The organism is Xanthomonas sp. NCPPB 3761 (genome assembly GCF_041475705.2).
In the GTDB taxonomy this organism is placed as follows: domain Bacteria; phylum Pseudomonadota; class Gammaproteobacteria; order Xanthomonadales; family Xanthomonadaceae; genus Xanthomonas; species Xanthomonas phaseoli.
In genome coordinates, this window is record NZ_CM191262.1 from 1,458,201 (window position 1) to 1,470,591 (window position 12,391).

At 64.9% G+C, this 12,391-nt stretch carries 10 protein-coding genes; 7 read left to right on the forward strand and 3 right to left on the reverse strand.

The genetic code is table 11. From position 1 onward, the window contains the following. Positions 1-26: 26 nt before the first annotated feature. Positions 27-455, forward strand: coding sequence for a copper chaperone PCu(A)C (locus ACCQ00_RS06425; RefSeq protein WP_017156573.1), 429 nt, complete (start codon positions 27-29; stop codon positions 453-455). Between the two features lie 116 nt (positions 456-571). On the opposite strand, the gene ACCQ00_RS06430 is transcribed toward ACCQ00_RS06425, so the two are convergent. Both ACCQ00_RS06430 and uvrA read right to left on the reverse strand, forming a co-directional pair. Next, positions 572-976, reverse strand: a complete 405-nt coding sequence (locus ACCQ00_RS06430) for an acyl-CoA thioesterase (protein ID WP_017156574.1) — start codon at positions 974-976, stop codon at positions 572-574. After that, on the reverse strand, positions 976-3,942 hold the full coding sequence (gene uvrA, locus ACCQ00_RS06435) for an excinuclease ABC subunit UvrA (protein WP_039569977.1): 2,967 nt from the start codon (positions 3,940-3,942) through the stop codon (positions 976-978). The genes ACCQ00_RS06430 and uvrA overlap by 1 nt, the downstream gene beginning before the upstream one ends. A 292-nt stretch (positions 3,943-4,234) precedes the next feature. Here uvrA and rplU point away from each other — a divergent pair, with 292 nt between their 5' ends. The 3 genes from rplU (at position 4,235) to obgE (ending at position 6,113) form a co-directional block, all read left to right on the forward strand. Beyond that, the gene (rplU, locus tag ACCQ00_RS06440; RefSeq protein ID WP_003484328.1) at positions 4,235-4,555 is read left to right on the forward strand and encodes a 50S ribosomal protein L21; all 321 of its coding nucleotides are present in this window, start codon (positions 4,235-4,237) and stop codon (positions 4,553-4,555) included. A gap of 12 nt (positions 4,556-4,567) precedes the next feature. Then, positions 4,568-4,828, forward strand: a complete 261-nt coding sequence (gene rpmA, locus ACCQ00_RS06445; RefSeq protein ID WP_003484326.1) for a 50S ribosomal protein L27 — start codon at positions 4,568-4,570, stop codon at positions 4,826-4,828. 232 nt (positions 4,829-5,060) lie between these two features. Further along, positions 5,061-6,113 (forward strand): GTPase ObgE, encoded by a 1,053-nt coding sequence (obgE, locus tag ACCQ00_RS06450; protein ID WP_039583396.1) that lies wholly within the window; start codon positions 5,061-5,063, stop codon positions 6,111-6,113. Positions 6,114-6,204: 91 nt separating this feature from the next. On the opposite strand, the gene rpsT is transcribed toward obgE, so the two are convergent. Continuing rightward, positions 6,205-6,474 (reverse strand): 30S ribosomal protein S20, encoded by a 270-nt coding sequence (rpsT, locus tag ACCQ00_RS06455; protein WP_003484323.1) that lies wholly within the window; start codon positions 6,472-6,474, stop codon positions 6,205-6,207. A gap of 116 nt (positions 6,475-6,590) precedes the next feature. Between rpsT and murJ the strand changes: the two genes are divergently transcribed. From murJ to ileS, 3 genes are all read left to right on the forward strand, one after another. Then, positions 6,591-8,183 carry a murein biosynthesis integral membrane protein MurJ gene (gene murJ, locus ACCQ00_RS06460; RefSeq protein WP_016849415.1) on the forward strand — a complete coding sequence of 531 codons (1,593 nt, stop codon included), beginning with the start codon at positions 6,591-6,593 and terminating at the stop codon, positions 8,181-8,183. 187 nt (positions 8,184-8,370) lie between these two features. After that, positions 8,371-9,423, forward strand: coding sequence for a bifunctional riboflavin kinase/FAD synthetase (locus ACCQ00_RS06465; RefSeq protein ID WP_039569981.1), 1,053 nt, complete (start codon positions 8,371-8,373; stop codon positions 9,421-9,423). Between the two features lie 6 nt (positions 9,424-9,429). Next, positions 9,430-12,261 (forward strand): isoleucine--tRNA ligase, encoded by a 2,832-nt coding sequence (gene ileS / locus ACCQ00_RS06470; RefSeq protein WP_039569983.1) that lies wholly within the window; start codon positions 9,430-9,432, stop codon positions 12,259-12,261. Positions 12,262-12,391: the final 130 nt, after the last annotated feature.

Consider the following 12,391-nt stretch of genomic DNA (forward strand, 5'->3'; position numbering starts at 1 on the left):
GAAGCAGGCGGGGTAGGTGGGCCGGCGTGGTACTCGCGGCGTTGGCGCTGGCGGCAAGTGCGGGCGTGTCGGCGCAATGCCTGCCCGAATTCAAGAATGGCTGGATCCGCATCCCGCCGCCCGGTGGCATGGGCATGGCGGCCGGGTTCGGGCAATTTCATAACGGCTGTGTGCAGCCGCTGAAGATCACTGCTGCCAACAGCAGCGTATTTGCCGATGTCTCGTTGCACGAAACTACCCAGGTCAATGGCGTCAGCCGCATGCGTGCGGTGCCCGAACTGGCATTGCCTGCCGGCAAATCGGTGCCGCTGGCGCCGGGTGGCCTGCACCTGATGTTGATGGATGCCAATGCGCCATTGCAGGAAGGTGCGCAGGTGCCGGTGAGCTTTACCCTGCAGGACGGTCGCCAAATCAAGGCCACCTTGGAAGCACGCAAGCGCGCGCCCGGGTCTTGAGTGTCTGATGGCCGTTGCGCGCGGGCGCCGGCATTGAAATGAAAGCGGCGGCTCCACACGGAGCCGCCGCCGATCTTTCGCGCTGCTGCAACGTCAGCGAAGCAGCCGATGGGAATTCAGCTGCTGGCCGCGCGCACCGCATCCGGCAGCGCGGCGCTCTTGCCGGTCTGCGTATCGATCCACACCACGACCACGTTGCCATCGGAGTACAGCTTGCTGTCGTCCTTCTGGTCGAAGATGCGGTGGCCGATGGTCACGCTGCTGGTGCCCAGGCGTTCGACGAACAACTCGACGGTGATGTCGTTGGGCCAGATCAACGGTTGCTTGTAGTTGACGTTGGTGGCTGCGACCACCGGCGCGATGCGGTCGGTCATCGCCACGCCTTGCACGCCCAGCATCCAGCGCACGCGCGCTTCTTCCAAATAGGAAATGTACTTGGCGTTGTTGACGTGGCCCATGCTGTCCATGTCGCGCCAGCGCACGCTGATGGGGATGCGTGCCAGGATCTTGTGTTCGCTCATCAGCTTGCCTTCTTCTTCGCAGTCTTCTTGGTGGCAGATTTGGCGGCCTTGGCCACCTTCTCCGGTTTGATCTTGCGCGGCGGGCGCGCATCGGGCTTGTTGGCCATCGCCGCCGGACGCGTTTCGCGCGCCTTCACCGAGGGCAGCATCTTGGCCAGGAACTGCCCCGTGTAGGACGCCTTGTGTGCAGCCACATCTTCCGGCGTGCCGGAAATCAGGATGGTGCCGCCGCGATGTCCGCCTTCCGGGCCCAGGTCCACGATCCAGTCGGCGGTCTTGATCACGTCAAGATTGTGTTCGATCACCACCACGGTGTTGCCTTCGTCGCGCAGCTTGTGCAGCACGCCAAGCAAGGCTTCGATATCGTGGAAGTGCAGGCCGGTGGTCGGCTCGTCCAGGATGTACAAGGTGCGTCCGGTATCGCGACGCGACAGTTCCTTGGACAGCTTGACGCGTTGCGCTTCACCACCGGAGAGCGTGGTCGCGCTCTGGCCCAGCTTGATGTAGCTCAATCCCACATCGACCAGCGTTTCCAGTTTGCGTGCGATCGACGGCACCGGCTCGAACAGGCGCAGCGCATCTTCCACGGTCATCTGCAGCACGTCGCTGATGTTGAACCCCTTGTAGCGGATCTCCAGCGTTTCGCGGTTATAGCGCTTGCCGTGGCAGACGTCGCAGGGCACGTAGACGTCGGGCAGGAAGTGCATTTCCACCTTGATCATGCCGTCGCCCTGGCAGGCCTCGCAGCGGCCGCCACGCACGTTGAAACTGAAACGCCCCGGCGAGTAGCCGCGCGCGCGCGCCTCGGGCACCTGCGCAAACAGCTCGCGCAACGGTGTGAACATGCCGGTGTAGGTCGCCGGGTTGGAGCGCGGCGTGCGGCCGATCGGCGACTGGTCGATATCCACTACCTTGTCGAACAGGTCCAGGTTTTCGACTTCGCGATGCGGCGCCACGGTGTGCGAGGCGCCATTGATCTCGTTGGCCGCCAGGGTGAACAAGGTATCGTTGATCAGCGTCGACTTGCCCGAGCCGGACACGCCGGTAATGCAGGTCAGCAGGCCGGCGGGAATGTCCAGGTCGACATTCTTCAGGTTGTTGCCGGTGGCCCCGCGCAGATGCAGCATCATCTTCGGATTGGGCTTGTGGCGCTGCTTGGGAATCTCGATGCGGCGCTTGCCCGACAGGTATTGGCCGGTCAACGAGCGCGGCGATTTCAGGATGTCCTCCAGCGTGCCTTGCGCGCAGATTTCGCCGCCATGCACGCCCGCACCGGGGCCAATGTCCAGCACATGGTCGGCCAGGCGGATCGCATCTTCGTCATGCTCGACCACGATCACCGTGTTGCCCAGATCGCGCAGCCGCGTCAGCGTGCCGAGCAGGCGTTCGTTGTCGCGCTGGTGCAGGCCGATGGACGGCTCATCCAGCACGTACATCACGCCGACCAGGCCGGCACCGATCTGGCTGGCCAGACGGATGCGCTGCGCCTCGCCGCCGGACAAGGTGTCGGCCTTGCGTTCCAGGGTGAGGTAATCCAGGCCCACATCGACCAGGAAGCCCAGCCGCTCGCCGATCTCCTTGACGATCTTGGCCGCGATCTCGCCGCGCCAGCCCGGCAAGGACAGGCCGCGGAAAAAGTTCAGCGCTTCGTTGACCGGCAGCACCACCAACTCGGGCAACGGGCGGTCGGCGACGAACACATTGCGCGCCGCGCGATTCAAGCGCGTGCCGTTGCAGGCAGGGCAGGGTTGCTGGCTGACGTACTTGGTCAGCTCTTCGCGCACTGCCGGCGACTCGGTTTCGCGGTAGCGACGTTCCAGGTTCGGCAGGATGCCCTCGAAGCGGTGCTTGCGCGTGGTGCGCCCGCCCGCATCGGTGAAGTAGGTGAAGCTGATCACCTCATCGCCGCTGCCGAACAGCACCGCCTGGCGCACCTTGGCCGGCAGCGTGTTCCATACCGCGTCCACGTCGAACTTGTAGTGCTTGGCCAGCGAAGCAATCAGCTGGAAATAATAGGCATTGCGCCGATCCCAGCCGCGTACCGCGCCGGCCGACAGCGACAGCTCCGGATGCACCACGACGCGATCCGGGTCGAAGAATTCGGCCACGCCCAGGCCGTCGCAGCTGGGGCAGGCGCCCACCGGCGCATTGAACGAAAACAGCCGCGGTTCCAGCTCCGGCAGCGAGTAATCGCACACCGGGCAGCTGTACTTGGACGAGAACAGGTGCGGCGCCGCGGCCGGGTCGTCCAGCGACTGTACCGCCACCATGCCTTCGCCGAGCTTGAGTGCGGTCTCGAAACTTTCCGCCAGCCGTTGCTTGATGTCTTCGCGCGGACGGAAGCGGTCGATCACCGCTTCGATGGTGTGCTTCTGGCGCAGCGCCAGCGGCGGCACTGCATCGATTTCGTACAGCTCGCCGTCCACGCGCACGCGCACGAAGCCTTGCGCACGCAGCTGTTCGAACACCTGCGCATGCTCGCCCTTGCGCTCGCGGATCACCGGCGCCAGCAGCATGTAGCGCTGCTCCTGGTCCTGGGTGAGCATGTGATCGACCATCTGGCTGACGGTCTGCGCCTCCAGCGGGAAGCCGTGGTCCGGGCAACGCGGCTGTCCCACGCGTGCGTACAGCAGGCGCAGGTAATCGTAGATCTCGGTGATCGTGCCGACGGTGGAGCGCGGGTTATGCGAGGTGGACTTCTGTTCGATCGAAATCGCCGGGGAAAGGCCTTCGATGTGGTCCAGGTCCGGCTTTTCCATCACGCTGAGGAACTGGCGCGCGTACGCCGACAGCGACTCGACGTAGCGGCGCTGGCCCTCCGCATAAATGGTGTCGAACGCCAGCGACGACTTGCCCGAGCCGGACAGTCCGGTGATCACGATCAGTTTGTCGCGAGGCAGGTCGAGGTCGATGTTCTTGAGGTTGTGCGTCCGCGCGCCGCGGATGCGGATGAAATCCATCGCCATGGGGGATCCGATGTCGGGCCGGCGAACCGGCGGTGGTGCGAGCGTGCTCAGCAGGAATGAGTGGCAGTCGATCAGCCTACCCGCCGACCTAGGTGAGGGCAATTGCCCCAAATGCCAGTCTGCCGGGGCCGTTGTGGCGGCCGGATGATGCGTTCCACCGGCTCGGTTCGGGCCGGCAGCGGCGGACCTGCTTGCGACTTGACCCGAAACCGGCTAGGCCAGTACAATTCCGCTCCTGTCTGCCCCATGGGCAAGTCAGGCGACCATAATAACTACAGAGGAACACCTGGTCATGTACGCAGTTCTGGTAACCGGCGGTAAGCAATACCGCGTCGCGCAGGGCGAAACGCTCCGCGTGGAAAAGCTCGAAGTCGAAGCTGGCAACGAGATCAAGTTCGACACCATCCTGATGCTGGGCGATAGCGATGGCATCAAGCTGGGCGATGCGCTGAAGGGCGCCTCGGTCACCGCCAAGGTTGTGGCCCACGGCCGCGCCGACAAGGTGCGCATCATCAAGTTCCGTCGCCGCAAGCACCACATGAAGCGTCAGGGACACCGTCAGCACTACACCGAAATCGAGATCACCGGCATCGCCGGTGGCGACAAGAAGTAAGGAGAACCAGTCATGGCACATAAAAAGGGCGTAGGTTCCTCGCGCAACGGTCGCGATTCGAATCCGAAGTACCTCGGCGTGAAGATCTTCGGTGGCCAGGCCATCGACGCCGGCAACATCATCGTGCGTCAGCGCGGCACCCAGTTCCATCCGGGCGCCGGTGTCGGCCTGGGTCGTGACCACACGCTGTTTGCGCTGGTCGACGGCAAGGTGGAGTTCTCCACCAAGGGCCCGAAGAAGCGTCGTACCGTCAGCGTGGTTGCCGAGGCGTAATCGCCCGCTCCATGCAGGCCAGTTCGCCCGGCAACGCTGCCGGGCGAACGAGACGGAAAGCCCCGCTTCGGCGGGGTTTTTCGTTTGATGGCCGGGAGTGGGGATTCGGGACTGGGGATTCGCAACGGCGGATTTCGAGAGTCCCGATACCGCTGCTTCCTGCTGTCTCCGCGGCCGCCTGGCGGTGTCCTGCGGTGGTGTTACCAATCCCAAATTACGAATCCCAAATCTCATGAAGTTAGTCGACGAAGCAGAAATCCTGGTCACCGCCGGTAATGGCGGCAACGGCTGTGTCGGCTTTCGCCGCGAGAAGTTCATTCCGCTGGGTGGGCCCGATGGCGGCGATGGCGGTGCCGGCGGTAGCGTCTGGATCGTGGCCGACGAGAACGTCAACACGCTGGTCGATTTCCGCCATGAGCGCACCTTCAAGGCGCAGCGCGGCGAGAACGGCATGGGCCGGCAGGCGTACGGCAAGAGCGGCGAAGACCGCATCATCGTGGTGCCGGTCGGTACCGTGGTGATCAACGTGCAGACCGATGAAGTGATCGGCGACCTGACCCAGCACGGCGACCGCTTGCTGGTGGCCAAGGGCGGCAAGGGCGGCCTGGGCAATATGCATTTCAAGAGCTCGGTCAACCGCGCGCCGCGCCAGGCCACCACCGGCGAGGAGGGCGAAGAGCGTCTGCTCAAGCTGGAACTGAAGCTGCTGGCCGACGTCGGCCTGCTGGGGTTCCCCAATGCCGGCAAGAGCACCTTGATCCGCGCGGTGTCCTCGGCCACGCCGAAGGTGGCCGACTACCCGTTCACGACCCTGTACCCGAATCTGGGCGTGGTCAGTGTCGAGGCGTACCGCAGTTTCGTCATTGCCGACGTTCCGGGCCTGATCGAAGGTGCCGCCGACGGCGCCGGTCTGGGCACGCAGTTCCTGCGCCATCTGCAGCGCACCCGCCTGCTGTTGCATCTGGTGGACATGGCCCCGATGGATGGTGGCGTGGATGGCGTATCGCCGGCCGACCAGGTGCGCACCATCGAACGCGAACTGGAACGGCACGATCCCGAGTTGCTGAAGAAGCCGCGCTGGCTGGTGCTCAACAAGGCCGACCTGATGTTCGAAGACGAGGCGCGTGCCGCCGCAGAGAGCATCGTGGCCGAGTTGGGCTGGACGGAGCCGTGGTATCTGGTGTCCGCCCTTGGGCGTGACGGCACGTTCCCGATCATGAAAGACGTGATGGCGTTCTTCGACCGCCAGCGCGAAGACGAGCTCGATGCACGCGATGCGGGCTGAGTGCAGGCGCAGGCACACAAAAAACCCGGCCAAGGCCGGGTTTTTCTGTATTGCCGGAAGCCAGGCTCCCGGCAATGCGCCAACTGATCGCTTACGCGGCCTTGATGGCCTTGATGCGAGCGGTCAGGCGGCTCTTGTGGCGTGCAGCCTTGTTCTTGTGGATCAGGCCGCGGGCGCTGAAACGGTCGAGGATGGGCTGAGCAACGGCGAAAGCGGCTTCGGCGCCCGCAGCATCGTTGGCGTCAAGGGCCTTGATCACCTTCTTGACGGCGGTGCGCAGCATCGAGCGCTGACCGGTGTTGCGCTCATTGCGCACAATGGTCTGCTTGGCGCGCTTCTTGGCGGACTTGATATTGGCCACGGTGGTGGGTTCCTGAAAAATCGGTATGGTGGAAAAAGCAAGCGCGAAAGTATGATGGACCCGGATATGTACGTCAAGTCAGTTGTCAAGAGGGATGCAGCGTGAGCAAGCCCGGCATGTTGAGAGGCCTGCTCTCATTCAGCAGTATGACCATGATCTCGCGGGTGCTGGGCCTGATCCGCGACCAGGCGATTTCCACCACCTTCGGCGCCAATGCGGTGACCGACGCGTTCTGGGTGGCCTTCCGCATTCCCAATTTCCTGCGCCGGCTGTTCGCCGAAGGCTCGTTCGCCACTGCCTTCGTGCCGGTGTTCACCGAGGTCAAGGAGACCCGCCCGCATGCCGATCTGCGCGAGCTGATGGCGCGCGTGTCCGGCACCTTGGGCGGGATGTTGCTGCTGATCACCGCACTGGGGTTGATCTTCACCCCGCAACTGGCCGCGGTGTTTTCCGATGGTGCGGCCACCGACCCGGAAAAATACGGTTTGTTGGTCGATCTGTTGCGGCTGACCTTTCCGTTCCTGCTGTTCGTCTCGTTGACGGCGCTGGCCGGCGGCGCGCTCAATAGTTTCCAGCGCTTTGCCATTCCGGCGCTGACGCCGGTCATCCTCAATCTGTGCATGATTGCCGGCGCGCTGTGGTTGGCGCCGCGGTTGGACGTCCCGATCCTGGCGCTGGGCTGGGCAGTGCTGGTGGCCGGTGCGCTGCAGTTGCTGTTCCAGCTGCCGGCGCTGAAGGGCATCGACCTGCTGACGCTGCCGCGCTGGGGCTGGAATCATCCGGATGTGCGCAAGGTGCTCACCTTGATGATCCCAACCTTGTTCGGCTCGTCGATTGCGCAGATCAACCTGATGCTGGATACGGTGATCGCTGCGCGCCTGGCCGATGGGTCGCAGTCGTGGCTGTCGCTGGCCGACCGGTTCCTGGAACTGCCGCTGGGTGTGTTCGGCGTGGCGCTGGGCACGGTGATCCTGCCGGCGCTGGCCCGCCATCATGTCAAGACCGATCGCACTGCCTTCTCCGGCGCGCTGGACTGGGGCTTCCGCACCACCTTGCTGATCGCGATGCCGGCCATGCTGGGCTTGCTGCTGCTGGCCGAGCCGTTGGTGGCGACATTGTTCCAGTACCGCCAGTTCACTGCGTTCGACACCCGCATGACGGCGATGTCGGTCTATGGCCTGAGCTTCGGTTTGCCGGCCTACGCCATGCTGAAGGTGCTGTTGCCGGCCTTCTATGCGCGCCAGGACACCCGTACGCCGGTGCGGGCGGGCGTGGCGGCGCTGATCGCCAACATGGTCTTCAACTTCGCGTTGCTGGCGGTCGTGTACCAGATCATGGTGCCGCCCGAGCTCAAGGCGCAGGGTGTGATGCAGGCGCTGGGCAAGCAGCCGGGCCTGCATCTGGCGTTGGGTATCGCCAGTGCGTTGTCGAGTTATCTCAACCTGGGACTGTTGTGGTACTGGCTGGGCAAGTCGGGGGTGTACCAGCGCCGCCCGGGCTGGGGTGGCTATGCGCTGCGTCTGCTGCTGGCATGTGCGGCGATGGCTGCGGTGCTGTTGAGTCTGCTGTGGTGGCTGCCGTCGTTTACGCAGATGGACAAATGGAACCGCATCGGCTGGCTCGCGGTGCTGGTCGGCAGTGGCGGGGCGACGTATCTGGTCGCGCAGCTGGCGCTGGGGCTGCGGCCGCGGCATCTGCGCGAAGGCTGAGGCCACTGCCGAACGAATGCGCGGCACGGTCGCCTTGCACCGGCTGAAGGTTGCGCATCCCCGCGTATCGCACGCGGGACGCGCTGCCACGCCAAGGTGCCCATACGGCTTGACAGGCACGGCTATACTTGCAGGTTATGTATCAACGAGGGTCGGCCGGCGGGCCGGCATCTGTTTGGATCGAGGAATGAGCAGGCTGTTTAGAGACGTCGAAGGCGGGACGCTGTTCCCGCGCGGAAGCGTGGTCTGCATCGGCGCCTTCGATGGCCTGCATCTGGGGCATCGGACGCTGGTGCAACACGCCGTGGCGCGTGCCCGCGCACTCGGTGTGCCGGCCGTGGCGGTGAGCTTCGAGCCGCTGCCGCGCGAGTTCTTCGCACCTGCCGCGCCGCCGCCGCGTCTGACCCTGGCGCGCGCCAAGATCGAAGGCTTGTACGGGTTCGGCGCCGACAGCGTGGGCATGATCCGTTTCGACGGTCGCCTGTCCAAGATGAGTGCGGAAGATTTTGTGCGGCTGGCGCTGGTTGGCCGGCTGCGCGCACGCGAAGTCTGGATTGGCCCGGAATTCCGTTTCGGCCATCGACGCAGCGGCGACATCGGTCTGTTGCGTACGCTTGGCGAGCAGCATGGGTTTGTGGCGGGCGAGATTGCGCCGGTGCACCTGCATGGCGAGCGGATTTCGGCAACGCGGATTCGCGAACTGCTCGGCGCCGGCGAATTCGCCCATGCTGGCGACTTGCTCGGTCGCCCGTACGCCATCGGTGGCCGAGTCGTGCGCGGCAAGCAGCTTGGCCGTACCTTGGGCTATCCCACCGCCAACCTGCGCTTTCCGCGCACGCCGGCGTTGTCGGGGATCTATGCGACCTGGGTGCACGGCGTGGCCGAGCGGCCGTGGCCGTCGGTGTCGAGCTTCGGTACGCGCCCCACGGTAGCGGGTGTGGAGCCGCTGCTGGAAGCGCACTTGTTCGATTTCCAGTGCGATCTGTACGGCCGGCACATTGCCGTGGAATTCGTCGCCAAGCTGCGCGACGAAGAAAAATTCGATGGACTGGAGGCGCTGACCGTGCAAATGCACCGCGATGCAGAGCAGGCACGTGAGGTGCTGGCGGCGCAGATGCGTGCTGAGCACCAACCCTCAACGACGGCCAGTCCCTCGCAAGAGCCCGTAGACACTGCGAGTCCCTCGCAAGAGCCCGCACATCCATGTGCGGACTTAGAAAAAAATCCAGCGCAACGGTAGATTCCTGTGACCCAAGACTACAAAGCCACTCTTCATCTGCCTGCGACGGAATGTCCGATGCGTGGCGACCTGCCCAAGCGCGAGCCGGCGATGCTGGAGCGCTGGGAGCGCGAGGGCTTCTACGCGCAGCTGCGTGTCAATGCCGCTGGCCGCCCGTTGTTCGTGCTGCACGACGGACCGCCGTATGCCAATGGCCAGATCCATCTCGGCCACGCGGTGAACAAGATCCTCAAGGACATCATCGTCAAGTCCAAGTACCTGGCCGGCTTCGATGCGCCGTACATCCCGGGCTGGGACTGCCATGGCCTGCCGATCGAGATCGCGATCGAAAAAAAATACGGCAAGGTCGGCGTCAAGCTCGATGCGGCCGAATTCCGGCAGAAATGCCGCGAATACGCGACCGAGCAGATCGATCTGCAGCGGCGCGATTTCAAGCGCCTGGGCGTGATCGGCGATTGGGATAATCCGTACAAGACACTGGATTTCCGCTTCGAAGCCAACGAAATCCGCGCGCTGGCCAAGGTGGTCGATAACGGTCATCTGACCCGCGGCGTCAAGCCGGTGCACTGGTGCTTCGATTGCGGTTCGGCGCTGGCCGAGGCCGAGATCGAATACGCCGACAAGGTGTCGCCGACGGTGGATATCGCCTATCCGGCGCGCGACCCAGGTGCGGTGGCTGCCGCATTCGGCGCGAGCCTGCCGGCGGGCGTGGGCGTGGCGGTGCCGATCTGGACCACCACGCCGTGGACGCTGCCGGCCTCGCTTGCGGTGAGTCTGGGCGCGGAGCTCGACTATGTGCTGGTCGAAGGCCTGGCCGATCGCGGCCAGCCGCGCTGGCTGGTAGTCGCCGAAGCATTGGCTGCCAAGGCGCTGGCACGCTACGGCGTGGGCGAGGTGGTGGTGCACGGCCACGCCAAGGGCGCGGCACTGGAACAGATGCTGCTCAATCACCCGTTCTATGCCGAACGCGAGATCCCGCTGCTGCTGGGCGACCACGTGTCGGCCGAGGACGGTACCGGCGCGGTGCATACCGCACCCGGCCACGGCCAGGAGGACTATCAGGTCTCCAAGCAGTACGGCCTGCTGGAGCGTTACGGCGCGGCGCAGATCAACCCGGTGGACGGGCGCGGCGTGTATCTGCCGTCGACCCCGCCGCTGGGCGACACCGTGCTGGCCGGGCTGCATATCTGGAAGGCGAACGAGGTCATCATCGAGGCGCTGCGCGAGACCGGCGTGCTGCTGGCGGCCAGCAAGATGGAGCACAGCTATCCGCATTGCTGGCGCCACAAGACGCCGATCGCGTTCCGCGCCACGCCGCAGTGGTTCATCTCGATGGAGCAGGCCAACCTGCGTGCCGACGCGCTCAAGGCCATCGAAAACGTGCATTGGTATCCGTCCTGGGGCCAGGCGCGTATCGCCGGCATGGTCGACGGGCGCCCGGACTGGACCATCTCGCGGCAGCGCACCTGGGGCGTGCCGATCGCCTTGTTCGTGCATCGCGAAACCGGCGAGCCGCATCCGCGCAGCACCGCGTTGCTGCGCCAGGTCGCCGACCGCGTGGAGCAGGGCGGCGTGGATGTCTGGTACACGCTGGACGCCTCCGAGCTGCTCGGGAGCGAGGCGGCCGACTACGAGAAGATCACCGACATCCTGGATGTGTGGTTCGACTCCGGCGTGACGCACGAAGCGGTGCTTGCGGATCGTGGCCTGCCCAAGCCGGCTGACCTGTATCTGGAAGGTTCCGACCAGCACCGCGGCTGGTTCCAGTCCTCGCTGCTGAGCGGCGTGGCGATGGACAAGGTGGCGCCGTACAAGCAGTGCCTGACCCACGGCTTCACCGTGGACGAACACGGCCGCAAGATGTCCAAGTCGCTGGGCAACGGCATCGAACCGCAGGACATCATGAAGACGCTGGGCGCTGACATTCTGCGCCTGTGGATCGCCTCGGCCGATTACAGCAACGAGATGTCGTTGTCGCAGGAGATCCTCAAGCGCAATGCCGATGCGTATCGCCGGTTGCGCAACACCGCGCGCTTCCTGCTCGGCAACCTGCACGGTTTTGACCCGCTGCAGCACCTGGTGGTGCTGGACGAGATGGTCCTGCTGGACCGCTGGATCGTGCATCGCGCACACGAGCTGCAGGAAAAAATTGTGGCCGCCTACGCGCGCTACGATTTTGCCGAGATCGTGCAGGCGCTGCTGAATTTCTGCAGCGTGGACCTGGGCTCGCTGTACCTGGATGTCACCAAGGACCGCCTGTACACGATGGCCGAAGACGCACGCGGCCGCCGTTCGGCGCAGAGCGCGATGTACCACGTGGCCGAGGCGTTCGTGCGCTGGATCGCGCCGGTGTTGAGTTTCACCGCCGAGGAACTGTGGGGCTACCTGCCGGGCCAGCGTGCCGACAACGTGCTGTTTTCCACTTGGTACGACGGCCTTGCGCCGTTGCCGGCCGATGCTGCATTGACCAGTGCGGATGTCGACAAGTTGCTGGTCCTGCGCGAGCAGGTGGCCAAGGTGCTGGAACCGATGCGTGCCAACGGCGCGATCGGTGCGGCGCTGGAAGCGGAAATCACCGTGGCCGCCGATGCGCAGACCGCCGCGCGCTGGCAGCCGCTGGCCGAGGAGCTGCGCTTCTTGTTCATCAGTGGCGATGTCACCGTGACCGCGGCCAGCACCGACGACATCTTCGTCAGTGCGCAGCCCACGACCAAGGCCAAGTGCGTGCGCTGCTGGCACCACCAGGCCAGCGTGGGCAGCGACCCGCGTCACCCGGAACTGTGCAGCCGTTGCGTCAGCAATATCGAAGGTCCGGGCGAGCAGCGTCGCTGGTTCTGACGCCGCTGCGCCGGCGGCGCGTGGCGGGGATCTCGCCACGCACGGCCGGCCTCTGGCGCTGGCGCAGCCCGCGTCAGCTGCCGGGGTCGCCCTGGTCGCCCTGCGGCGCGGTGGCCATTCCGCCGTGCGC